The organism is Pseudomonas sp. 1176_21, assembly GCF_052850635.1.
Map to the genome: position 1 here is coordinate 291,836 of NZ_VXCV01000006.1, position 23,026 is coordinate 314,861.

The following is a 23,026-nucleotide window of genomic DNA, read 5'->3' on the forward strand; positions in this document are numbered from 1 at the left end:
GCAGCGATGACGTGGAGTTTTTTCCGGGGTTTGTCGTGGATTGGGTTATGGTTTATCGACCGGCCGTCGTTTCGCGCCCTGATCTGGCGCGGCCGCCCGGCCTGCTGCACCAAGGCAAGGCAAATGCTGTACCACTGCCGATTGCACTGAACCTTACGCAGCGCTCGGCACTCGAAATGCCAGACGCCCACTTGACACGGAGAGACCCATGGCCCGCAAAACTGCAAAAGACATCCTTCAGGCAGACTTCGAAATCCTGGTACAGGATGCCGAAAAACTGCTGGAGCACTCCGCGACCCTGGCCGGCGATCAGGCCGACGAGTTGCGCAGGCAGATCGAGGAAAGCGTGTCGCGTGCCCGCGAGACCCTCAAGCAGACCCAGGACTCGGTACGTGAACGCAGCCAGGCTGCACTCAGCGCCACCGAGGACTACGTGCAGTCCAACCCCTGGCAATCCGTCGGCATTGCCGCTGGCGTGGGCTTTCTGATCGGCCTGCTGGCCAGTCGTCGCTGAGGTACGGGGTATGGAAACCGAAACCACCGGCTCGTCTTCACGGCGCCTTGGCGCCGCCATCCTTGGTCTGCTGCACGGCCACGTCGAACTGTTCGGCATCGAACTGCAGGAACAGAAGGCGCGCACCCTGAGCCTGCTGCTGTTCGCCGGGCTGGCCCTGGTGTTCGCCCTGCTGTTGCTGACGGCCTTGTCGGCGCTGCTGCTGATTCTGCTGTGGGACAGTTATCGCCTGGCCGGCATCATCGGCCTGTGCGTGTTCTACAGCCTGGCGGCGGTATTCTGCGGGCTGCGCCTCAAGGCAGCGGTGTTCGACGAGTCCTCGCCGTTCCATGCCACCCTCGAAGAACTTGCCAAGGACCGGGAGCGCCTGTTGCCATGAGCCTGCCTGAATTGCCGCAAACCACCGACCGCCGCGAACTGCGCAAGGCCCTGGTACGCCTGCGCCTGGAAATGCGTCGCCAGGAAATCCGCCACGAATCCGGGCAACTGCTCAAGCCGCTGACACGCCTGCGCGGGGTGGGCGACTCCCTGCAAGGCGGGCTGCAGGGCAGCCTGGGCATCAAGCACGCACCCCTCTGGGGTATCGGCGCCGTGGTGCTGCTGGGCTTTCTGACCGGCAAGGGCGCACGCAACGGCAGCCTGACACGGCTGGCCGGCGTGGGCAGCAGCCTGACCCCGCTGATACGCCTGTTCATGCAGTCAAGGCGCTGAACGCAAACTGGCTGCATTCTTGCAATACGAGGCGGCGGGCCGCAGGCTTGCCGTGCTGAGCATCCGGCCAGCCGTCTCGTAAAAACAAGGAGCCGCCGTGTACGACGGGCACCCGCTCGCCTGCTATCAACCCTTCATCGATACGGCCACTGGCCGCATCGCCGGTATCGAAGCCCTTGGCCGACTGGTTCAGGCCGACGGCCAGCTGCGCTCGGTCGGCCCGCTGTTCATTGACCCGCAAATGCCCACCGCAGCCCTGCGCACCCTCGATCGCACGCTGCGTGGCCAGGCCCTGGCAACCTTCAGCCAGGCACCGGGCGACTGGTTTCTGAGCCTGAACATCTCGCCCCGCTGGATCAGCGAGCTGGCTGCCGACGAGCCCTTGCCCAGCCTGATGCAGGTACGACAGCACGGCATCGATCCACGCCGGGTGGTCTTCGAGATCACCGAACAGGGCGGCGACCTGCAGCGCCTGGCCGATGTGGTCACGCGCTATCGCCAGGCCGGCGCGCGCATCGCCATCGATGATTTCGGCGCCGGCTACTCGCAGCTGGACCGGGTGCTGGCGCTGCAGCCAGACATTCTCAAGCTTGACATGCGCCTGTTCCAGGCCGCCGCCCGCGGCGGGCCCAGCAGCGAAGTGGTCAAGGCCCTGGCCCAGATGGCCGAGAAGACCGGGTGCTGGATCATTGCCGAAGGCGTCGAGAACGAGGCCGAGCTTGACTTCGCCCTGGAATGTGGCGCGCGTTACCTGCAGGGCCACCTGTTCGCCCAGGCCCAGGCCGGTTTTTTCGCCAGCGATGCATTCGTCACCCGCTTCGGCCACCTGCGCGAGCGCTACGTGCAGGGCAAGCTGGACGAGCGCGCACGGCTGATGCAGCGCCGCCAGCAACTGGCCGAACTGATGCCCCGGCTGCAGGCCTGGGCGCAGGCCCAGGCCTCGGTCGAACAGTTGCCGAACCTGCACGCCTACCCTTGGGTGCTGCGGTTTTTTCTGTGTGACCGGCACGGCACCCAGCTCACCCCCAATCTGGAATGGCACGGCCAGCACTGGCACGTGAACAACGGCTACCAGGGCCACAACTGGTCATGGCGGCCCTACTTTTATCACCTGCTGGCCGAGGGCTGGGATGAGCGCCGGTTGATTCTGTCCAGCACCTACCGCGACGCCACCACCAACCAGTACTGCATGACCGCCGGCCAGTTCTTCGACGACGGGCGCCGCCTGCTGCTGATCGACCTGGATGCCGATGGCCTCTGAGGGTTGCGGCCACGTCCGGGACACGGGAAGCTAGGGGCCTGCCCCGCACTGGAGAACCGGCCTTGGACTGGCACACACTGCTTACCCGCGAACGCCTCGGCAAAACCCTGCACAGCCCCGAAGAACTCGGGCGCAGCCCCTTCCACAAGGACCACGACCGGATCATCTTCTCGGGTGCCTTTCGCCGCCTGGGGCGCAAGACCCAGGTACACCCGGTCACCAGCAACGATCACATCCACACGCGTCTGACCCACTCGCTGGAGGTCAGTTGCGTGGGCCGCTCGCTGGGCATGCGGGTGGGCGAGACACTGCGCGACAGCCTGCCGGACTGGTGCGCGCCCAGCGACCTGGGCATGGTGGTGCAGTCTGCCTGCCTGGCCCACGATATCGGCAACCCGCCGTTCGGCCACTCCGGCGAGGACGCAATCCGGCACTGGTTCCAGCAGGCCGCCGGACGCGGCTGGCTGGATGCGATGAGCGATGCCGAACGGGGCGACTTCCTCAATTTCGAAGGCAATGCCCAGGGCTTTCGCGTGTTGACCCAACTGGAGTATCACCAGTTCGATGGCGGCACGCGCCTCACCTACGCCACCCTGGGCACCTACCTCAAGTACCCCTGGAGCGCCCGCCACGCCGATGCCCTGGGCTACAAGAAGCACAAGTTCGGCTGCTACCAGAGCGAGCTGCCGCTGCTGGAGCAGATCGCACGCAAGCTGGGCATGCCGCAACTCGAGCCGCAACGCTGGGCCCGGCACCCGCTGGTGTACCTGATGGAGGCCGCCGACGATATCTGCTATGCGCTGATCGACCTGGAAGACGGCCTGGAAATGGAGCTGCTCGACTACGCCGAGGTAGAAGCGCTGCTGCTGGGGCTGGTGGGTGACGACCTGCCGCAAACCTACCGCCAGCTGGGCCCCGGGGATTCGCGCCGGCGCAAGCTGGCGATCCTGCGCGGCAAGGCGATCGAGCACCTGACCAACGCCGCCGCACGGGCATTCGTCGAGCAGCAGCAAGCCTTGCTGGCCGGCACCCTGCACGGCGACCTGGTCGAGCACATGCACGGCCCGGCCAAGCGCTGTGTGCTGCAGGCCAAGGACATGGCGCGCAAGAAGATCTTCCAGGACAAGCGCAAGACACTGCATGAAATCGGTGCCTACACCACGCTGGAGATTCTGCTCAATGCATTTTGCGGCGCAGCACTGGAACAGCACGGCGGACGCACGCCCTCGTTCAAGCACCGGCGCATCCTTGACCTGCTGGGCAACAATGCGCCCGACCCCAACAGCACATTGCACAGCGCCTTCCTGCGCATGATCGACTTCATTGCCGGCATGACCGACAGCTATGCCAGCGAAATGGCCCGCGAAATGACCGGGCGTTCAAGCCCGATCTGATGCAGTTGACCCGATCAATACGCTGCAACTTCCACGTATGTAACGTAGGCGATTGCAGCCGTATTGATTAGTGCGCAAAACGATATGGCGCGCTTGAAAATCAACTATTTGTAGCCTTGCGCCCAACTTATTGTAGGAATTTTCCCATATTAAGTTTGAGCGCAACTCTATTTACGTGCACGCCTTCCAACTGGGCTATGGTGCGGCTTCTTTATGGCCCCTACCTGGAAGGTGATTATGCACTCCGTATTTATTGTCGACGATCATCCCGTCATTCGCCTGGCTGTACGCATGTTGCTGGAGAACGAGGGTTATCGGGTCACCGGCGAATCCGACAATGGCGTTGACGCCATGCAGATGACCCGCGAAACCGTGCCCGACCTGATCATCCTCGACATCGGCATCCCCAAGCTGGATGGCCTGGAAGTGCTGTCACGCTTCAACAGCATGGCCGTGCCGATGAAGGTTCTGGTGCTGACTGCGCAATCACCCGTACTGTTTGCAACACGCTGCATGTTGTCGGGGGCTTGCGGTTATGTATGCAAGCAGGAGGACCTCAGCGAGTTGCTCAGTGCCATCAAGGCGGTACTTTCCGGTTACAACTATTTCCCCAGCCAGGCAATAAACCCACTTCGCCATCAGGACAGCGGCGACAGCGAGATGGAACTGTTCAAGACCGTCAATGATCGCGAACTGATGGTTTTGCAACTGTTTGCCCAGGGCAAGAGCAACAAGGAAATTGCGTCCGGCATGTTTCTCAGCAATAAAACCGTGAGCACCTATAAAAAACGCCTGATGCAGAAACTCAAGGCCAACTCGCTGGTGGAACTGATCGAGATGGCCAAACGCAACGCGCTGGTATGAGTGCGAGCATGGCCAAACGTCTTCTGTTGTTCTGCCTGCTGTTCGCCGGGGCCTGCCTCGCCTCTTCGCTCTGCGCCAACGAACCCGGCGAGCGCAACTACGAGCTGCTCAGCCGCAGCGGCCTGGCGGCCATGGCTGTAACCCCCACACCGGCCCAGGCCGACTGGCTCGACAAGCATGAGGTGCTGGTACTGGGCACTTCGGCACCGGACTACGCGCCGTTCGACATCACCGCCAGTGGCCGCGACTACGAGGGCCTGACCGCCGACTACGCCGGCCTGATCGGCAATACCTTGAACCGGCCCATTCGGGTAAAGCGCTTCGCCAACCGCGACAAGGCCCTGCAAGCCCTGATAGACGGGCACATCGACCTGCTGGGAAGTGCCAATGGCTACGATGCCGCCCTCCCCGAGGTGGCCCTGTCGCGCCCCTATGCCGAAGACCTGCCGGTGCTGGTCACCCGCGAAAATGAAACCCGGGCACTGGACAACGGCCTCAAGGGGCTACGCCTGAGCGTGGTTGCCCATTACCTGCCATTGAGCGAGGTTCGCGCCACCTACCCCAACGCCACGGTGCAGACCTACAGCTCCTACCACAATGCCCTCAACGCGGTGGCCTTCGAACAGGCCGACGTGTTCCTGGGGGACGCCTTGTCGACCTATTACCAGATCAACCAGGGCTACCTGAAAAACCTCAAGATGGTGAACTTCGGCAAACACGAGCCTGTGGGCTTCAGCTTCGCCCTGCGAGCCGACAACCCGCTGCTGCTCGAGCTGGTCAATACCACCCTGGATGCGGTCACCAGCGCCATGCGCACCAGTATCTTCCAGCGCTGGAGCATCGGCGACGGCATGCTGCTGACTGATCGCAAGCTGCAACTTTCCCCACGCGAACAACGCTGGCTGGCGGCACACCCGGTGGTGCGTGTGGTGGTGGACGAAAACGCCGCGCCGCTGTCGTTCTACGACAGTGCCAACAACCTGCGAGGTATCGTTGCCGACCTGCTCGAGCTGATCCGTCTGCGCACCGGCCTGCGTTTCGAGATCCATCGCAGCGCCGGCATCAGCGACATGATCGACCAGTTGCACCAGGGTCGCGCCGACGTCATCGCCACCATCACGCCCAGCACACAGCGCGAAGCCACCCTGAACATCAGCCGGCCCTACCTGGAGAACGCCTACGTGCTGGTCACGCGCAAGGGCGAGGACGAACCTGCCTCGCTGCGCCAGCTGTATGGCAAGCGCCTGGCCGTGACCCGCGGCAGTACGCTCAACGACGGGCTGCGCATTCGCCATGGCGGCATCGAGCTGGTTGAAACGGAAAGCCCCGCAGCCTCCGCCGAACTGCTGTCGCGTCACCAGGTCGACGGCATGGTCACCGCGCTGATCAATGCCAATTTCAGGCTCACCACCCAAAAGCAGCTGATCATCCGCGCCAACATCGGCGACGAGCCGGCGACCTACTCCATGGCCACCGCCCAGGGCGCCGACGAACTGACCTCTATCCTCGACAAGGCCCTGCTTAGCATCCCGCCCCAGGAGCTGGGCGCAATCAATGGCCGCTGGCGCGATTTCAGCGGCGGACCCAGCTCTTACTGGCAAAGCCACCAGCGCTTCATCATTCAACTGGTGCTGGGCACTGGCCTGCTGCTGATCCTGTCGCTGGCCTGGAACGGCTGGATGCGTCGCCAGATCAAGAAGCGCGAGCAGATCGAGCGCGCCCTGGGCGACCAGCTCGAGTTCATGCGGGCGCTGGTCAACGGCACGCCACACCCGATCTATGTGCGTGACCGCCAAGGCCTGCTCAAGAGCTGCAACGACAGCTACCTGCAGGCCGTTGAGGCGCGCGCCGAAGAGGTACTGGGCAAGTCCATCCACGATGCGCCGCTCACCGATGCCGACAATGCCAGTCAGTTTCAGGCGGACTACCAGCAGGTGATGAACGAAGGCCTGCCATTGATCGTCGACCGCCCCATGATGCTGAAGAACCGCGAGCTGACCATCTACCACTGGGTACTGCCGTACCGCGACTCGCTGGGCGAGGTACAGGGCATCATCGGCGGCTGGCTGGACATCAGCGACCGCCGCCAGCTGATCCAGGAACTGCGCCAGGCCAAGGAGCAGGCCGATAACGCCAACCGCGCAAAAAGCAAGTTCCTGGCCACCATGAGCCACGAGATCCGTACCCCCATGAACGCGGTGATCGGCATGCTCGAGCTGGCACTCAAGCGCGCCGATGCCGGGCACCTCGACCGTCCCGCCATCGAGGTGGCCTACAGCTCGGCCAGGGACCTGCTGTCGCTGATCGGTGATATCCTCGACATCGCGCGTATCGAGTCCGGCCACATGAGCCTGAGCCCCCAGCGCGTCAACCTGGGTGAGCTGGTGGAGTCGGTGGGTCGGGTGTTCGAGGCCCTGGCCCGGCAGAAGGACCTCAGCCTGAGCCTGGTCATCGACGAGAGCGCCTGCCGCGACGTGCTGCTCGACCCGCTGCGCTTCAAGCAGATCCTCTCGAACCTGGTCAGCAACGCGATCAAGTTCACCGACCAGGGCCAGGTACGCGTGGACCTGGCCCTGCAACCGGGGGCCGGGCCCGATACCCTGCAACTGCTGCTCTCGGTCAGCGACAGCGGTATCGGCATCAGCGCGACCGACCAGCAGTACCTGTTCCAGCCCTTCGCCCAGGTCGCCCCCGACAGCCCGCTGGCACGCAGCGGCACCGGCCTGGGCCTGGTCATCAGCCGCAGCCTGTGCGCCATGATGGGCGGCCAGCTGACGCTGCACAGCGAACCGGGCACCGGGACCGAGGTGAAGATCAGCATGCCGCTGACGGGGCTGGCAGCCTGCGAGAAGCTCGCCGACCCCGTGCCCCAGCCGACCTTGCCGGCGCCGGCGGTGAAGGTGCTGGTGGTCGACGACCACCCGGCCAACCTGCTGCTGATGGGCCAGCAGCTGGACTTTCTCGGCGTGCAGCACACCAATGCCGAAAGCGGCCTGAGTGCGCTGCAGGCATGGCGCCTGGAGCCTTTCGACGTGTTGATCGTGGACTGCAACATGCCGCAGATGGACGGCTACCAGTTGGCCCAGGCCGTACGCGAGGAAGAGCGCATACTCGGGCGCGCGCCCTGCACCATCCTGGCCTACACCGCCAATACCCAACCTGAAGTGCGTGATCGCTGCCACGCCGCGGGCATGAACGACTGCCTGCTCAAACCCATCACCCTGCATGAACTCAGTCAGCGCCTGAACGACGCTCCCCTGTCGGCAGGCCGCACCCGTGGTGACATGCCCCTGATCGACCTGATGGGGCTGGGGCCGATCATCGGCAACGACCCAGGCGAACTGCGCCGCCTGCTCGAACAGTTGCTCAGTTGCGCCCCGATCGACCGTCAGCAGCTGCTCGACGCCGATACTCGCGGCTCGCCGGCAATACTCAGGGACGCTGCACACAAGGTGCTGGGGGTGGCGCGCATGGTGCAGTCCGAGGCGCTGATGCTGGCCTGCGAACGGCTGGAAGCGGCGTGCGAGGACGCTGCGCCAGAACCTGTGCTCAGGCGACGCAAACGGCAGGTGCTAAGGGCGATGAACGAGGTGGATCAGGCGTTGCGCGATACGCTGGAGGCGCTGTCGCAGGCCACGGGAACGGGGCCGATGCAGGGGTAGAACGCAAGCGGCAGCCACCAGGGCTGCCGCTTTGACGAGGTATCAGCTAGCCGGGTTGACCGGCTTTTCCGGATACCAGGCATCCAGCAACGGGCTGACTTCGATCTTGGTCAGCTCGCTGCGGCCTTTGAGCCATGCCTGCACTGCAGCACGCTGCTCTTCGGTGACCGAGCCACGATCTGCCTTGCAGACCAGACCGAAGTCGTCGCCGCCGACGTAGTCCAGGCCGTTGGCATCCATGGCTTCATCCAGGAAGGCGTCGAGGAAAGCGTCAATGGCTTCGTCGGACAGGTCTTCCTTGAACTCCAGGTTCAGTTCGAAACCCAGCTCCTGGAACTCGTCTACACACAGTTTTTTACGCAGACGGCGGGAACGGTTGGTCGCCATGAAACAATCCTCTTAAGTAATAACGCGCGGCACTTTACCAGTTCCACCGCGAAACTGCCTGAATAAAACCCGAAAAATCGCCGCACTGACAGGCATTGTTAGGCACATGGGCAGCATGCGTGGTGCATAATGCGCGCTATATTTTTCCATACCGGGGCCGTCACCCTATTGCGCTCTGGTTTTTTTCACCCCTCGCCTGCAGGGTTTCAGTGCAAATGACCACATCTCTACGTTCACTGCTGTTCGCCGGCCTGCTGCTGCCACTGGCCATGCCGGCCCACGCCGCCCCCGTCAACACCACCCTTTCGCCCAAGGTGCAACAGGCCCTCAAGACCAACAAGCTCGACGGCTCCGCGCTGTCGCTGGTGATGCTGCCGCTCAATGGTCCGGGCACACCCACGGTGTTCAACGCCGATGTGTCGGTCAACCCGGCCTCGACCATGAAACTGGTCACCACTTATGCCGCGCTGGAAATGCTCGGCCCGACCCACCAGTGGAAAACCGAGTTCTACACCGACGGCACCCTGAGCAACGGCACCCTCAACGGCAACCTGTACCTCAAGGGCGGCGGCGACCCCAAGCTGAACATGGAAAAACTCTGGCTGCTGATGCGCGACCTGCGCGCCAACGGCGTACAGACCATCAATGGCGACCTGGTGCTGGACCGCAGCCACTTCGTGCAGCCCCAGCTTCCCCAGTTCAACGACGACGGCGGCGATGAAAACAAGCCGTTCCTGGTCAAGCCCGACTCCCTGCTGGTCAACCTCAAGGCCTTGCGCTTCGTGGCACGCAACGATGGCGGCAAGGTCCTGGTATCGGTAGAGCCGCCCATCGCCAGCATCCGCATCGACAACCAGGTCAAGGCGGTACCGGGTAACCAGTGCAAGGGCGAAGTGCGCTACAACCCGGTGACCCAGGCCGACGGCGTCAGCGTGGTGGTCAGCGGCCAGTTGGCTGACGGCTGCAACTCCCAGACCTACCTGGCACTGCTCGACCACCAGACCTACGCCGCCGGCGCGGTACGTGCCATCTGGAACGAACTGGGCGGGCGCATCATGGGGGCTGACCGGGTTGCCGAAGTTCCCAAGAGTGCACGCCTGCTGGCCCGCGCATTCTCCCCGGACCTGGTGGAGGTGATCCGCGACATCAACAAATACAGCAACAACACCATGGCCCAGCAACTGTTCCTGAGCCTGGGCGCGCAGTACCGCACCGATGCCGACGGCGACGATGCCCGTGCCGCACAGCGTGTGGTGCGCCAGTGGCTGGCGAAGAAAGGCATCACCGCGCCGCATCTGGTCATGGAGAACGGTTCAGGGCTGTCGCGTGCCGAGCGTGTCAGCGCCAGGGAAATGGCCACCCTGCTGCAGGCAGCCTGGAAGAGCCCCTACGCTGCCGAATTCATCAGTTCGATGCCGCTGACCGGCATGGACGGCACCATGCGCAAGCGCCTCAAGCGCACCGCCATGACCGGTGAAGCACACATCAAGACCGGCACCCTGAATACGGTGCGTGCCATCGCCGGCTTCAGCCGCGACAGCAACGGCAACACCTGGGCGGTGGTGGCAATTCTCAACGACCCCAAACCCTGGGGCGCCTCGGCAGTGCTCGACCAGGTGCTGCTGGACCTGTACCGCCAGCCAAAGCTCAACAGCAGAACCGCAGCGCTGCAACCCTGAGCCGGGCTCAGGGCTCCACCCGGGCATGTAGGCGGTGGCTGCAAGGTAGCCACCCCCCACACGCCTGATCACATCCTGCGCGCCATCAGCGCGCCTGGATGCGCCATGCGCGGTGGATCTTGCTGTTGCGCGCGAAGTCCGGGTCCAGGGTCTGGGCGGTGATCTCCTCGACCGCGTAACGCTCCTGCAGGTGTTCGTCGAGCTGGAACTTGCGGAAGTTGTTGGAGAAATACAGCACGCCACCCGGTGCCAGGCGCGCAACGGCCAGGTCAAGTAGCTCCACATGGTCACGCTGCACGTCGAACACCCCTTCCATGCGCTTGGAGTTGGAGAAGGTCGGCGGGTCGATGAAGATCAGCTCGTACTCCTCGCGGCAGGCCTGCAGCCACGCCATCACGTCGCCCTGCTCCAGGCGGTTCTTGTCCGAGAAGCCGTTGAGCGAGAAGTTGCGCCGCGCCCAATCCAGGTAGGTTTTCGACAGGTCGACACTGGTGGTGCTGCGTGCGCCACCCTTGGCCGCATGCACGCTGGCCGTGGCGGTATAGCAGAACAGGTTGAGGAAGCGTTTGCCGGCCGCCTCGCGCTGGATGCGCATGCGCATCGGGCGATGGTCGAGGAACAGCCCGGTATCGAGGTAGTCGGTCAGGTTGACCAGCAGCTTGACGCCGCCTTCGCTCACCTCGGTGAACTGACCCTGGCTGCTCTGGCGCTCGTACTGCTTGGTGCCGGATTGCCGCTCGCGCCGCTTGATCACCACGCGGCTCTGGTCGATGTTCAGCGCCTGGGGGATCGCCGCCAGGGCATCGAACAGACGCGCCTGGGCTTTTTCCGGGTCGATCGAGCGCGGCGCGGCGTACTCCTGAACATGCACCCAGTCATGGTAGAGGTCGATGGCCAGCGCGTATTCCGGCATGTCGGCATCGTAGACGCGATAGCAGGTTATGTTCTCGCGCTTGGCCCACTTGCCCAGTTGCTTGAGGTTCTTCTGCAGGCGGTTGGCGAACATCTGCCCGCCTTCGCTCAGACGCGCCGGCTCGCTGGCGACTGAAACCACGGGCTCGCTCGGCTCGCTGCCCCGCTCGCGCTCTGGCTGACGACGCTCGCCAGTGACGAACTGATCGGGCTGCACCCTGATCAGCAGCAGCTTGCACGGCAGCGCGCCGTTCCAGAAGGCGTACTGCTTGTGGCTGCGAATACCCATGCGCTTGCCCAGATCGGGCGCGCCGGTGAATACCGCCGCCTCCCAGTTCAGGCAGGCCTGGCGCAGGCGTTCACCCAGGTTCTGGTAGAGATACAGCAGGCTGGCTTCATCACCCAGACGCTCACCGTAGGGCGGGTTGCAGATTACCAGGCCCTTCTGGTTCTGGTCGGGACGCGGCTCGAAGCTGCCCACTTCGCCCTGGTAGATCTTGATCCAGTCGCTCAGGCCCGCACGCTCGACATTGTTGCGCCCTGGCTGGATCAGCCGCGGATCGGCCTCGTAGCCGCGGATCCACAGCGGCGGACGTGCCAGCCCGGCTTCGGCGCGCGCCTTGGCCTCGTCGTGCAGCTTGCGCCACAGCGCCGGCACGTGACCCAGCCAGGCGCTGAAGCCCCAGCGCTCGCGGCGCAGGTTCGGCGCGATATCGGCGGCAATCATCGCCGCCTCCACCAGGAAGGTACCCACACCGCACATCGGGTCGGCCAGCGCGCCGCCCTGGGCAGCAATACGCGGCCAGCCGGCACGGATCAGCACGGCAGCGGCAAGGTTTTCCTTCAGTGGCGCAGCCCCCTGCTGCAGACGGTAGCCTCGCTGGTGCAGGCTGTGGCCGGACAGGTCCAGGGACAGAATCGCCTCGCCGCGTTCCAGGCGCAGGTGCACACGCAGATCGGGGTTGAGCTTGTCTACCGAAGGCCGCTCGCCCGCCGCGTTGCGCAGCTTGTCGACGATGGCATCCTTGACCTTGAGCGCGCCGAAGTGGGTGTTGTCGATGCCCGAGCCGTGCCCGCTGAACTCCACAGCCAGGCTGCCAGTGGCTTCCAGGTGATCCTGCCAGTCGACGGCGTTGACCCCGTCATACAGGTCATCGGCGTTCTTCATGTTGAAGCGCTTGAGCACCAGCAGTACGCGGTTGCCCAGACGCGACCAGAGGCACAGGCGATAGGCGGTTTCCATGTCGGCTTCGCCGCGAATGGCCGAGGTGTGCTCTCGCACATCCTCCAGGCCCAGCCCACGGGCTTCTTCGGCAAGCAGGCCTTCCAGGCCCTTGGGGCAGGTGAGATAGAGTTCGAAACGGTCCGACATGAGTAATCCAAGCCTTGAGCAATAGGTGAAAAGGCAAGCGCATCGCCCCTTCGCTGTTTGATCGAACGCCTTCCAGCAGGCGTTCGAATGGCGCTGACATGGCGCCGGGCCGCCGGACAACGGCCATTTACCCCAGGGTAAAAAGGCTTTGATCGTCCGGCAGAATGAAAAATTCTAGTAAAACTGCGACTTTTTATGACCCTTCGTCGTTTTGAGCCCCTGCGTTGGAAGTGATTCTCAACGATGGCGTTCTGACCTGAGCCATGAGCAAAGCCTGATCATAGCTGGCTTTGCCTTCATTTCGCCGCTGAAGCAATTTTTTACTTATCCCCTGACCCTTGGAAAGGTTACGTCCTTATGACAAAACGATCATTCACACTGTGACCTGCATTGGTTAGAACTCGTATCAGGTTGTCCTGCAACGGGGCAACACTTCCAGCTCGCCACGCCGGCAGCGAGCGCATAACCGGCAGAACGACTCTGCCCGGCCTCAGCCGAGGCCGACGGGACATTACAGTCAACAAGTGAGGGCAACACCCTATGAGAAGACTTAAGCGTGATCCGTTGGAAAGAGCATTTTTACGTGGCTACCAATATGGGGTCACCGGCAAATCCCGCGAGCTTTGCCCTTTTACTCTACCGTCAGTACGCCAAGCCTGGGTCAACGGCTGGCGCGAGGGACGTGGCGACAACTGGGACGGTATGACCGGCACTGCGGGTATCCATAGACTCAACGAACTTCACGCCGTTGGCTGAACGAGGATCTGAATTCTAGTCACCATGCACGCTCTATCCGAGCGGCGGGCTGCGGCCCAGGGGCCCCTTTTGAGGGGCCCTTTTTTATGCCCGCTCAGCGTGGCCCCATGGCGGCGATGGCGTCCACCGACTCGCGAATCAGCGCAGGCCCCTTGTAGATGAAACCGGAGTAGATCTGCACAAGGCTTGCGCCGGCCGCGATCTTCTCGGCGGCGTGCTTGCCTTCGGTGATACCGCCTGCTGCGATGATCGGCAGCTTGCCACCCAGTTCGGCGGCCAGCATGCGCACCGTGTGGGTACTCTTGTCGCGTACCGGGGCGCCCGACAGCCCACCGGCCTCGTCAGCATGCGCCAGGCCTTCCACGCCTTCGCGGCTGAGGGTGGTGTTGGTCGCGATCACTGCGTCCATGCCAGTGGCCAGCAAAGCCGACGCCACCTGTGCGGTTTCCTCATCGCTCATGTCCGGGGCAATCTTGATGGCCAGTGGTACGCGCTTGGCATGGGTCAGGGCCAACGCCTCACGGCGCTCGGCCAGGGCCTGGAGCAGTTGCTTGAGCGAATCGCCAAACTGCAGGCTGCGCAGGCCCGGGGTGTTGGGCGAACTGACGTTGACGGTGACGTAGCTGGCGTGACCGTAGACCTTCTCCAGGCAGATCAGGTAATCGTCCACTGCCCGCTCCACCGGGGTATCGAAGTTCTTGCCGATATTGATGCCCAGCACGCCATGGTAATTGGCCGCACGCACACGCTCGAGCAGATGGTCGACGCCCAGGTTGTTGAAGCCCATGCGGTTGATGATCGCCTCGGCTTCAGGCAGGCGGAACAGCCGCGGCTTGGGATTGCCTGGCTGCGGGCGCGGGGTGACGGTGCCGATCTCGACGAAACCGAAGCCCAGTTGAGCGAAGCCGTCGATGGCGGCACCGTTCTTGTCCAGCCCCGCTGCCAGCCCGACCGGGTTGGCGAACTGCAAGCCCATGACGGTTACCGGCAACTGCGCCGGCGCCTTGGTCAACAGCCCGTTGAGGCCCAGGCGCCCACCTGCACCGATCAGGTCCAGCGACAGGTCGTGGGAGGTTTCCGGGGACAGTTTGAACAGCAGCTGGCGGGCCAGGGTATACATGGGCAGGCTTAGCTCGAGGTGTGGGAAGGCAGCGATTATAGCGGTGCAGCCGCCACGAAGACAGGCCCGCGTACGCCTTGCACCCACCGCCCGATCAAATCGCAGGCAAAGAAAAGCCCGGCCGGAGCCGGGCTTTTCTCAAGCGTCAGACCAATTACTTGGCTTGGGCTTCTACTTGAGCTTCAACGCGACGGTTGACAGCGCGACCAGCTTCGGTGGCGTTGTCAGCTACCGGACGGGTCTCACCGTAGCCAACCGATTCAACGCGGTTCGACTCAACACCGTACTGGTTGGTCAGAACCTGCTTCACGGCGTTTGCACGACGCTCGGACAGCTTCTGGTTGTAAGCGTCAGGACCGACGGAGTCAGTGTGACCTTCAACAGTGGTGGTGGTGGATGGGTACTGCTTCATGAAGTCAGCCAGGTTCTTGATGTCGCCGTAGCTGTTTGGCTTGACGACCGACTTGTCGAAGTCGAACTTGACGTCCAGCTCTACACGAACGACTTCAGCAACAGCCGGGCAGCCATCAGCGTCAACGGTAACGTTGGCTGGGGTGTCAGGGCACTTGTCGACGTTGTCGCACACGCCATCGTTGTCGCTGTCGGAGCAGACTTCAGCTACTGGAGCTGGCGCAGGAGTCGGTGCAACCTTGCCACCGCTACCACCGAAGTTCAGACCCAGACCCAGGGATGGGCCCCACTCGGTGTTGCCGTTGTCGATGTTGTACATCGCTTCAACGCCAGCACGGGCGAACAGGTTGTCGGTGATGTACCACTTGGCGCCAGCGCCCAGGTTGGCGAAGGTGGAGTGATCGCGACCGTTACGGGTAGCTTGGCCCAGGCTCTCGTGAGCGAAACCAGCCGATACGTAAGGACGGATTGCGTCACCAACGGTACCCAGGTGGTAGGTGGCGTCCAGCTTGGCCTTGGAACCTTTGATGTCCTTGTTGAACACGTCGCCACGAGCGTTGTGAGTCTCGTTGTAGCCCAGGTCCAAGGACACGTCGTCGGTCAGGAAGTAACCGAGGCGAACACCAGGATTGGTGCCGTCGTTCTTGAAGTTACGCTCGCTGTCGTAGTACTGCTTGGTGACGTTGCCTTCAATTTCGACTGCGCCTTGGCCTTGTGCCAGAGCGCCGAAGGAAGTTGCGGCAACAAAAGAACCAATGGCCAAGCCCAAGGTGTTTTTCAATTTCATCCGTTAAATCCCCATCTGGTGATTGTTAAGTAGTCCCACCAAACCCGGGGGACAACTCGTCGACAAGTTTAGCAGACCTTGTCGATACGTTAGAGATATTTGCGACTCACTAAGTTTCGGTGAGGCCCGCAAATTTCTCGCGTAGCTTGTCGAGCGCACGCTTGTAGCGCATTTTCGTGGCGCTCAGGCCCATGTGCATGATGTCGGCGATCTCCTGGAACTCCAGCTCTGCGACAAATCGTAGCACCAGGATTTCGCGGTCGATCGGGTTCACATGAACCAGCCATTTATCCAGCCCGCCTTTCTCTTCCGGTTTGGGGGCCTTCTCTTCAGAGGCCTCCTCGAGCGGATCGAGACTTAGCGCATCCATCAAACGACGTTTGCGCCGCTCCTTGCGGTACTGGGTGATGCATTCGTTGTAGGTGATGCTGTAGAGCCAGGTCTTGAATTTCGACTTGCCTTCGAAATTCTTCAGGCCGTACAGCACCTTCAACATCACCTCCTGACAGACATCGTCAGCATCCCGATCGTTCCCCAGATAACGTGCACACACGTTAAAAAGGGTCCGCTGGTAGCGCCGCATGAGCTCTTCATAGGCGCGAGTAACATGAAAAAGCTCCTCATGCGAACGCGCCACCAACTCCTCATCAGTGAGCTCGCGGGGGTCGTAACGCATGGGCAGCGAGTGAACTTTATTCAAAACAAATCTGGCCGACAGTCAGGTCATTGTCGCCGCTCGCCCTGCCTGGGCGATTTTGCGGCGGCATACATTAGCAGGATTTGCCCGGTTAGCGGCTACTGACCCGCTGCTCCAGGAGGATCCGGTTCGACAGCGATACCAGTTCACCCTCGTCGGTGAGCACGGTCGTCTTGACCGTGCCGATCTCTTCGATCTGCCCCTCGACCTCGCCAATCTGGACCTGCTGGCCGACCTGATAGAGCTCACGTACGTAAATTCCAGCCAGGATCTGCCCGGCGATTTCACGGCTGCCCAGGCCCATGGCCAGCGCAACTGCCAGACCAACGGTAATCAACCCGATGACAATCACGTGGTTGAGCAGGTCGGTCTTGACCTCCAACTGGCTGATGGCCACCGAAATGCTGATGATGATGACCAGGCCCTGGGCGATACGCCCGACCCCTGCGGCGTATTCCAGGCCGATACCCTCGGCGGCACCGCGCACCAGGCCGTTGACGATCTGGGCCAGCAGCACACCGGCCAGCAGCACCAGCGCACCGCCAAACACCTTGGGCAGGTACAGCGCCAGCATGTCCAGGGTCGCCGAAACACGTTCAAGCCCCAGGGATTCGGCGGCCGAAACCAGGAAGATCAGCAGCACGAACCAGTAGACGATCTTGCCGATCAGCGTCGAGATCGGCACCTGGATGCCCACCCGGCTGAGCATCTTGGTCAGGCCGGTGCCGCCCATCAGGCGATCCAGGCCAAGCTTGGCCAGCAGCTTGGACAACAGGGTATCGAGCAGCTTGGCAACCACAAAGCCCAGCAGCACCACCACCAGCGCCCCAAACAGGTTGGGGATGAAGTTGGCGACTTTGGTCCACAAGGCGGTCATCGCCGCCACCAGGCTCTGGGTCCAGAGATCAAGTTCCATAATCAATCAGCCTTATCAGCTTTACGGGCAGAAGCGTTACGACGCACCGGCGCGACATGCGCCGAGCCATTGTTCACGGCGATCATCAGCGCCTGGCTCCAACGGCCGAGCAGGCTGAACAGATCGCCCGCGCCTACCTGACGGTTGGCGGTCTTGAGGACCCGGCCCAGGCAGGCGTCGTCGTCGCGGTCTTTGCCGGACGGCGAGGCCTTGAGCAGGTCCCGCAGGGATTCTTCAAACGGATCGTGCATGGGCACCTCGCGCAATGTCTGTCAAAGACGAGACGCTCATAGGGCGGGTCACATGAACAATCTGCGCAAATGTTGTAGGAAATTTCAAGAAAGTCCCCCTATACCCAGCGAAGACGGCGAAACAGCCACCATTGGCCCAGGGCCAGCACGAGCACCAGCAAGCTGGCATAAAGGAAGCCGTAGGGGTTTTCCGAACCCGGAATGCCCCCCACGTTGATGCCCAGCAAGCCGGTCAGAAAGCTCATGGGCAGGAAGATACAGGTGATGATTCCGAAGCGGTACATGGTCTTGTTCATGCGTTCGCTCAGGCGCCGGTCCTCGCTTTCAAGCACCAGCGCCACGCGCTCGCGGGTCAGTTCCAGCTCTTCGAGGTAGCGGATCAGGCTGTTGTTGAGCTCGTTCCAGTAGTCGGCATCGTCCGGCGCGAACCATGGCCATTTGTTGCGCGCCAGCTGCGCATAGATTTCCCGCTGCGGCGCCAGGAACCGACGCAGGCCGGCGGCGCGCCGCCGCATCTGCTGCAGGCTGCCGTGCTCAGGCGTATACCGTTCGTCGGATTCGAGTTTTTCTTCCTCTTCATCCACCACTTCGGACAGGTCCGACACCAGCGCCTGGACCTTTTCGGTCAGCAACTGGGCCAGGCTCAGCAACAGCTCGGAGGCCGTGGTCGGGCCACGCCCCTCGTCCAGTTGCTGAAGCAGCTCGTCGGTGGCGCGCAGCGGCCGCAGGCGCAGCGAAATCACCCGCTGCGCCTGGGCGAAGATGCGCACCGACACCATGTCTTCGGGTTCGGCGCCCGGGTTGAGGTTGACCCCGCGCAGAAACAGCAACATCTGCGCATCCGATAAAGGCACCAGGCGCGGCCGGGTGTTTTCCTCCAGCAGCAGGTCACAGGCGAAGGGGCTCAGGCCGCTGTCATGGCGCAGCCAGGTCTGGGTTTGCGGGTGGCTGCGATCCCAGTGCAGCCACAGGCTCTGCTCCGGCTGCAACTGCAGATCGTCCAGTTCGGTTCGAGCGATCGAACGCGCACCGCCCTTGCCATCGAGTACCAGGGCATGCACCAGCCCCCACTGCGCGTTTTCTTCCTCGAACATCCCTACCCCACGCACCGTCAGCGAAAATTACTCGGGCATCTTCAACGGGCTGGGCGACACGATGACACCGTTGTTGTCAGCGTACACGTACTCCCCCGGCCGGAAGGTCACACCAGCGAACGTGACCACCACATTCAGGTCACCAATGCCGCGCTTGTCGGTCTTCATCGGGTGGCTGGCCAGCGCCTGCACACCCAGATTGGTTTGCGCCAGCGCATCCACGTCACGCACGCAACCGTAGATCACCAGCCCTTCCCAGCCATTCTTGGCGGCCTTCTCGGCAATCATGTCACCCAGCAGCGCCCGGCGCAGCGAACCGCCGCCGTCGACCACCAGCACCTTGCCCTTGCCATCCAGGTCGGCTTGCGCCTTTACCAGCGAGTTGTCCTCGAAGCACTTGACGGTGACGATCTGACCGCCGAACGAATCGCGGCCGCCGAAGTTGCTGAACATCGGCTCCAGCACCTGCACCAGGTCCGGGTAGGCGTCACACAAGTCGGGGGTAAGGTAATGCATGGGAAACTCCTGTCGATGGCCAATTGAATGGAAAGCGGATTTCACACGTTCACTGAAAAGACGAAGCCGGCGCACCGGCGTTTAACCAAGGCTACACGCCGACGGGCTGCGGGTCACCTGTCTCGGCCGGGGCCAGCATGGCCTGCGGGTCGCTCAGCCAGCGCTCCACCAGCGGCCACACCTGGGCCTGGGCCGGTTTGCTGACCAGCATATCGACATGACCGAAATTGTCGAAGCCTTCCTCGCGCCCCAGCCGCACGAAACGCTTGTGCTCGCTGCCTATTTGCTCGAACAACTTGCGACAGGCCCACACCGGGTCCTGGTGATCTCCGGCCCCAGCCACCGCCAGCACTGGCACGCGCACCTCGGCAAGCCCGGCCCACCAGTCGCTCTGCTTGTCGCCAAAGCGTCCGAACAGGCCGAACCAGCGCATGCTTTCCAGCGCCAGGCCGATGGGCTCATCTTCGGGCCCGCGCTTGAGCCGCGAACCTGACAGGTGTGCAAAGCGCTTGAGCAGCAGGCGCCCGCCCCACTCCACCGGTGGGATTTTCAATGGCCAGTAGGTACGGCTGACCTGAGTGCCGAAAAAGGCCGCACTGGCGACCTGCTCCTGGGCCAGGTAAGCCCCGCCCAGCGCTGCCGCCAGCGTGGTACCGCCCAGCGAGTGGCCAAGCCAGTGCGGGGTGCGCCCGCTCACCTCGCACACGAACGCGGCAATTGCCGGCAGATCGTAACGGGCATAGTCCGCCACACGGTTGTGGCGGTAGTCGCGGTTGCGGGGTGACAGCCCATGGCCGCGCATTTCCGGTATCCACACGTCGAAACCGGCGCGTGCCAGGGTCGCGCCCAGGCCGATACCGCGCGGCGAGAACCAGAAGCGCCGGTTGGAAAAGCTGCCATGCAACAGGATGACCGGGGCACCGCGCACCTCGCTCTGGTCGGCCATACCAAGGCGTGTCAGCGCCAGCTCGACCGTACGGTCGGGGCTGTTGCCGGCCTTGAGCCGATACACATCTTCGCTGAGGTCGCCGCGCCGCTCGGCACTGAGCAGGGCAACGGGAAAAAGAGTACTGCTGCTTTGCATAGGTTACTTGCACAAAAAAGGGCGAGCCCATCACTGGATCACGCCCTGAAAATCCGTTGAAGCGGCCGCCCGACGCCTCCTGGCTGGCGGCCGCTCCTCTTCAGCGCATCAGGCCTGGGCCTGGCCCTCGGCCAGGAAGAACCAGGTTTCGAGCACCGAGTCAGGGTTCAGCGAGACGCTTTCGATGCCCTGCTCCATCAGCCACTTGGCCAGGTCAGGGTGATCGGACGGGCCCTGGCCGCAGATACCGATGTACTTGCCGGCCTTGTTGCAGGCCTGGATGGCGTTGGCCAGCAGCTTCTTGACCGCAGGGTTACGCTCGTCGAACAGGTGCGCAATGATGCCGGAGTCGCGGTCCAGGCCCAGGGTCAGCTGGGTCAGGTCGTTGGACCCGATGGAGAACCCGTCGAAGTACTCGAGGAACTCATCGGCCAGGATCGCGTTGGAGGGCAGCTCGCACATCATGATCACACGCAGGCCGTTGACGCCACGGCCCAGGCCGTTCTCGGCCAGCAGGTCGACCACCTGGCTGGCTTCGCCCAGGGTCCGTACGAACGGCACCATGATCTCGACGTTGGTCAGGCCCATTTCGTCGCGCACGCGCTTGAGTGCACGGCACTCGAGCTCGAAGCAGTCACGGAACGATTCGCTGATGTAGCGCGAGGCGCCACGGAAGCCCAGCATCGGGTTTTCTTCTTCCGGCTCGTACAGCTTGCCGCCGATCAGGTTGGCGTACTCGTTGGACTTGAAGTCCGACAGGCGCACGATGACCTTCTTCGGCCAGAACGCTGCGGCCAGGGTGCTGATGCCCTCGACCAGCTTCTCGACGTAGAAACCGACCGGATCGCCGTAGCCGGCAATGCGCTTGTCGACGCTTTCCTTGAGCTCGGCCGGCAGGCCGGCATAGTTGAGCAGTGCCTTGGGGTGCACGCCGATCATGCGGTTGATGATGAATTCCAGGCGTGCCAGGCCGACACCGGCGTTGGGCAGCTGGGCAAAATCGAATGCGCGATCCGGGTTGCCGACGTTCATCATGATCTTGAACGGCAGGTCGGGCATGGCATCCACCGAGTTCTGGCGAATGTCGAAGCCCAGCTCGCCTTCGAAGATGAAGCCGGTATCGCCTTCGGCGCACGACACGGTCACGCCCTGGCCATCCTTGAGCAGCTGGGTGGCGTTGCCGCACCCGACCACCGCCGGAATGCCCAGTTCACGGGCAATGATCGCGGCGTGGCAGGTACGCCCGCCACGGTTGGTGACGATGGCGCTGGCGCGCTTCATCACCGGTTCCCAGTCCGGGTCGGTCATGTCGGACACCAGCACGTCGCCTGGCTGGACCTTGTCCATCTCCGACACGTCCTTGATGATCCGCACCTTGCCGGCACCGATGCGCTGGCCGATGGCACGGCCTTCCACCAGCACGGTGCCGGTTTCCTTGAGCAGGTAGCGCTCCATGACGTTGGCCTGGGCGCGGCTCTTCACGGTTTCAGGGCGCGCCTGCACGATGTACAGCTTGCCGTCGTCACCGTCCTTGGCCCACTCGATGTCCATCGGGCACTTGTAGTGCTGCTCGATGATCATGGCCTGCTTGGCCAGCTCGCTGACCTCTTCGTCGCTCAGGCAGAAACGGGTGCGGTCGACCTTGTCGACATCGACGGTCTTGACCGAACGACCGGCCTTGGCCTCGTCGCCGTAGATCATCTTGATGGCCTTGCTGCCCAGGTTGCGGCGCAGGATGGCCGGGCGCCCGGCTTGCAGGGTGCCCTTGTGCACGTAGAATTCGTCGGGGTTGACTGCGCCCTGCACGACGGTTTCGCCCAGGCCGTAGGCGCCGGTGATGAACACCACGTCACGGAAACCCGACTCGGTGTCCAGGGTGAACATCACGCCGGCGGTGCCGGTTTCGGAACGCACCATGCGCTGCACGCCGGCCGACAGGGCCACCAGCTTGTGGTCGAAGCCCTGGTGCACGCGGTAGGAAATGGCGCGGTCGTTGAACAGCGAGGCGAACACTTCCTTGGCCGCGCGGATCACGTTGTCCACGCCGCGGATGTTCAGGAAGGTTTCCTGCTGCCCGGCAAACGAGGCGTCCGGCAGGTCTTCGGCAGTGGCCGAGGAACGCACGGCGACAGCCATGTTCGGGTTGCCCTGGGACATTTCGGCGAAGGCGGTACGGATTTCGGTGTTCAGCCGCTCGGGGAATTCGGCTTCCATGATCCACTGGCGGATCTGTGCGCCGGTGCGGGCCAGGGCATTGACGTCATCCACATCCAGCGCGTCGAGGGCGGCATGGATCTGGGCGTTCAGGCCGCTCTGCTCGAGAAAGTCACGATACGCCTGAGCCGTAGTGGCAAAGCCGCCGGGGACCGATACACCGGCGCCCGCGAGATTACTGATCATCTCTCCGAGGGATGCGTTCTTGCCCCCCACATGCTCTACATCATGGACGCCGAGCTTATCGAGGGAAACTACGTACTCTACCAAGGTGATCTCTCCACTAACTGTGTTGGAAAAGCTCATGACGCCGGTCAGTTCGCTGTGACCGTACCGGGCGTTTGTGGCCTGGACCTGGAAAATAAGTGAGAATGCCGACCAGGGATGTTCGGCAAACCGAACGTATCATATCCAAGAATCGTCA

Annotated in this window: 20 protein-coding genes; 9 read left to right on the forward strand and 11 right to left on the reverse strand. The window is 62.9% G+C overall.

All coding sequences use genetic code 11. The features are described from left to right. Positions 1-208: 208 nt before the first annotated feature. The 7 genes from FW760_RS16695 to FW760_RS16725 all read left to right on the forward strand — a co-directional run bounded on the left by FW760_RS16695 (position 209) and on the right by FW760_RS16725 (position 8,406). The gene (locus FW760_RS16695; protein WP_043864597.1) at positions 209-514 is read left to right on the forward strand and encodes a DUF883 family protein; all 306 of its coding nucleotides are present in this window, start codon (positions 209-211) and stop codon (positions 512-514) included. Positions 515-524: 10 nt separating this feature from the next. After that, a complete protein-coding gene (locus FW760_RS16700) occupies positions 525-893 on the forward strand; it encodes a phage holin family protein (protein WP_043864598.1) in 369 nt (122 codons plus the stop codon). Beyond that, positions 890-1,225, forward strand: a complete 336-nt coding sequence (locus FW760_RS16705; protein ID WP_116055051.1) for a hypothetical protein — start codon at positions 890-892, stop codon at positions 1,223-1,225. Before FW760_RS16700 ends, FW760_RS16705 begins: the two co-directional genes overlap by 4 nt. Before the next feature lie 97 nt (positions 1,226-1,322). Then, positions 1,323-2,486: an EAL domain-containing protein gene (locus FW760_RS16710; RefSeq protein WP_054916204.1), complete on the forward strand. Its 1,164-nt coding sequence runs from the start codon at positions 1,323-1,325 to the stop codon at positions 2,484-2,486. A gap of 62 nt (positions 2,487-2,548) precedes the next feature. Continuing rightward, positions 2,549-3,880, forward strand: a complete 1,332-nt coding sequence (locus FW760_RS16715; RefSeq protein WP_054916205.1) for a deoxyguanosinetriphosphate triphosphohydrolase — start codon at positions 2,549-2,551, stop codon at positions 3,878-3,880. Between the two features lie 237 nt (positions 3,881-4,117). Beyond that, entirely contained in the window at positions 4,118-4,744 is a 627-nt protein-coding gene (locus FW760_RS16720; protein ID WP_043864602.1) for a response regulator transcription factor, read from the forward strand. An 8-nt stretch (positions 4,745-4,752) separates the two neighbouring features. Beyond that, entirely contained in the window at positions 4,753-8,406 is a 3,654-nt protein-coding gene (locus tag FW760_RS16725) for a transporter substrate-binding domain-containing protein (protein ID WP_116055053.1), read from the forward strand. A 42-nt stretch (positions 8,407-8,448) separates the two neighbouring features. Here FW760_RS16725 and FW760_RS16730 read toward each other — a convergent pair whose 3' ends face one another. Further along, complete coding sequence (locus FW760_RS16730; protein ID WP_043864604.1) at positions 8,449-8,793, reverse strand: YggL family protein; 345 nt, start codon at positions 8,791-8,793, stop codon at positions 8,449-8,451. A gap of 215 nt (positions 8,794-9,008) precedes the next feature. On the opposite strand from FW760_RS16730, the gene dacB reads away from it, so the two are divergent. Beyond that, positions 9,009-10,472 (forward strand): D-alanyl-D-alanine carboxypeptidase/D-alanyl-D-alanine endopeptidase, encoded by a 1,464-nt coding sequence (gene dacB / locus FW760_RS16735; RefSeq protein ID WP_116055055.1) that lies wholly within the window; start codon positions 9,009-9,011, stop codon positions 10,470-10,472. 85 nt (positions 10,473-10,557) lie between these two features. Here the strand turns inward: dacB and rlmKL are convergent, their stop codons facing one another. Beyond that, a complete protein-coding gene (rlmKL, locus tag FW760_RS16740) occupies positions 10,558-12,756 on the reverse strand; it encodes a bifunctional 23S rRNA (guanine(2069)-N(7))-methyltransferase RlmK/23S rRNA (guanine(2445)-N(2))-methyltransferase RlmL (RefSeq protein WP_078479588.1) in 2,199 nt (732 codons plus the stop codon). A 540-nt stretch (positions 12,757-13,296) separates the two neighbouring features. Between rlmKL and rmf the strand changes: the two genes are divergently transcribed. Continuing rightward, positions 13,297-13,512: a ribosome modulation factor gene (gene rmf / locus FW760_RS16745; RefSeq protein WP_078479587.1), complete on the forward strand. Its 216-nt coding sequence runs from the start codon at positions 13,297-13,299 to the stop codon at positions 13,510-13,512. Positions 13,513-13,606: 94 nt separating this feature from the next. Here the strand turns inward: rmf and FW760_RS16750 are convergent, their stop codons facing one another. The 9 genes from FW760_RS16750 to ppsA all read right to left on the reverse strand — a co-directional run bounded on the left by FW760_RS16750 (position 13,607) and on the right by ppsA (position 22,872). Further along, the gene (locus FW760_RS16750; protein WP_043864607.1) at positions 13,607-14,632 is read right to left on the reverse strand and encodes a quinone-dependent dihydroorotate dehydrogenase; all 1,026 of its coding nucleotides are present in this window, start codon (positions 14,630-14,632) and stop codon (positions 13,607-13,609) included. Positions 14,633-14,786: 154 nt separating this feature from the next. After that, complete coding sequence (locus FW760_RS16755; RefSeq protein WP_043864608.1) at positions 14,787-15,830, reverse strand: OmpA family protein; 1,044 nt, start codon at positions 15,828-15,830, stop codon at positions 14,787-14,789. A 109-nt stretch (positions 15,831-15,939) separates the two neighbouring features. Further along, positions 15,940-16,506 carry an RNA polymerase sigma factor SigX gene (sigX, locus tag FW760_RS16760; RefSeq protein WP_010223317.1) on the reverse strand — a complete coding sequence of 189 codons (567 nt, stop codon included), beginning with the start codon at positions 16,504-16,506 and terminating at the stop codon, positions 15,940-15,942. Positions 16,507-16,618: 112 nt separating this feature from the next. After that, positions 16,619-17,443 (reverse strand): mechanosensitive ion channel family protein, encoded by an 825-nt coding sequence (locus tag FW760_RS16765; protein ID WP_043864609.1) that lies wholly within the window; start codon positions 17,441-17,443, stop codon positions 16,619-16,621. Positions 17,444-17,445: 2 nt separating this feature from the next. Next, positions 17,446-17,694 (reverse strand): hypothetical protein, encoded by a 249-nt coding sequence (locus tag FW760_RS16770; protein ID WP_043864610.1) that lies wholly within the window; start codon positions 17,692-17,694, stop codon positions 17,446-17,448. A gap of 98 nt (positions 17,695-17,792) precedes the next feature. Then, positions 17,793-18,788 (reverse strand): zinc transporter ZntB, encoded by a 996-nt coding sequence (locus FW760_RS16775; protein WP_116055057.1) that lies wholly within the window; start codon positions 18,786-18,788, stop codon positions 17,793-17,795. Between the two features lie 27 nt (positions 18,789-18,815). After that, complete coding sequence (rraA, locus tag FW760_RS16780) at positions 18,816-19,304, reverse strand: ribonuclease E activity regulator RraA (protein ID WP_043864612.1); 489 nt, start codon at positions 19,302-19,304, stop codon at positions 18,816-18,818. A 91-nt stretch (positions 19,305-19,395) separates the two neighbouring features. Further along, positions 19,396-20,388, reverse strand: a complete 993-nt coding sequence (locus FW760_RS16785; protein ID WP_043864613.1) for an alpha/beta fold hydrolase — start codon at positions 20,386-20,388, stop codon at positions 19,396-19,398. 108 nt (positions 20,389-20,496) lie between these two features. Then, complete coding sequence (ppsA, locus tag FW760_RS16790) at positions 20,497-22,872, reverse strand: phosphoenolpyruvate synthase (protein WP_116055059.1); 2,376 nt, start codon at positions 22,870-22,872, stop codon at positions 20,497-20,499. Positions 22,873-23,026 lie beyond the last annotated feature (154 nt).

Excerpts from the sequence above, each read along its gene's own strand:
- rmf (WP_078479587.1), top strand. The coding sequence starts at position 13,297 with ATGAGAAGACTTAAGCGTGATCCGTTGGAAAGAGCATTTTTACGTGGC.
- FW760_RS16765 (WP_043864609.1), bottom strand. The coding sequence starts at position 17,443 with ATGGAACTTGATCTCTGGACCCAGAGCCTGGTGGCGGCGATGACCGCC.
- FW760_RS16775 (WP_116055057.1), bottom strand. The coding sequence starts at position 18,788 with ATGTTCGAGGAAGAAAACGCGCAGTGGGGGCTGGTGCATGCCCTGGTA.
- dacB (WP_116055055.1), top strand. The coding sequence starts at position 9,009 with ATGACCACATCTCTACGTTCACTGCTGTTCGCCGGCCTGCTGCTGCCA.
- sigX (WP_010223317.1), bottom strand. The coding sequence starts at position 16,506 with ATGCGTTACGACCCCCGCGAGCTCACTGATGAGGAGTTGGTGGCGCGT.
- FW760_RS16770 (WP_043864610.1), bottom strand. The coding sequence starts at position 17,694 with ATGCACGATCCGTTTGAAGAATCCCTGCGGGACCTGCTCAAGGCCTCG.
- FW760_RS16720 (WP_043864602.1), top strand. The coding sequence starts at position 4,118 with ATGCACTCCGTATTTATTGTCGACGATCATCCCGTCATTCGCCTGGCT.
- FW760_RS16785 (WP_043864613.1), bottom strand. The coding sequence starts at position 20,388 with ATGCAAAGCAGCAGTACTCTTTTTCCCGTTGCCCTGCTCAGTGCCGAG.
- FW760_RS16725 (WP_116055053.1), top strand. The coding sequence starts at position 4,753 with ATGGCCAAACGTCTTCTGTTGTTCTGCCTGCTGTTCGCCGGGGCCTGC.
- rlmKL (WP_078479588.1), bottom strand. The coding sequence starts at position 12,756 with ATGTCGGACCGTTTCGAACTCTATCTCACCTGCCCCAAGGGCCTGGAA.
- rraA (WP_043864612.1), bottom strand. The coding sequence starts at position 19,304 with ATGCATTACCTTACCCCCGACTTGTGTGACGCCTACCCGGACCTGGTG.
- FW760_RS16755 (WP_043864608.1), bottom strand. The coding sequence starts at position 15,830 with ATGAAATTGAAAAACACCTTGGGCTTGGCCATTGGTTCTTTTGTTGCC.
- FW760_RS16700 (WP_043864598.1), top strand. The coding sequence starts at position 525 with ATGGAAACCGAAACCACCGGCTCGTCTTCACGGCGCCTTGGCGCCGCC.
- FW760_RS16705 (WP_116055051.1), top strand. The coding sequence starts at position 890 with ATGAGCCTGCCTGAATTGCCGCAAACCACCGACCGCCGCGAACTGCGC.
- FW760_RS16750 (WP_043864607.1), bottom strand. The coding sequence starts at position 14,632 with ATGTATACCCTGGCCCGCCAGCTGCTGTTCAAACTGTCCCCGGAAACC.
- FW760_RS16695 (WP_043864597.1), top strand. The coding sequence starts at position 209 with ATGGCCCGCAAAACTGCAAAAGACATCCTTCAGGCAGACTTCGAAATC.
- FW760_RS16730 (WP_043864604.1), bottom strand. The coding sequence starts at position 8,793 with ATGGCGACCAACCGTTCCCGCCGTCTGCGTAAAAAACTGTGTGTAGAC.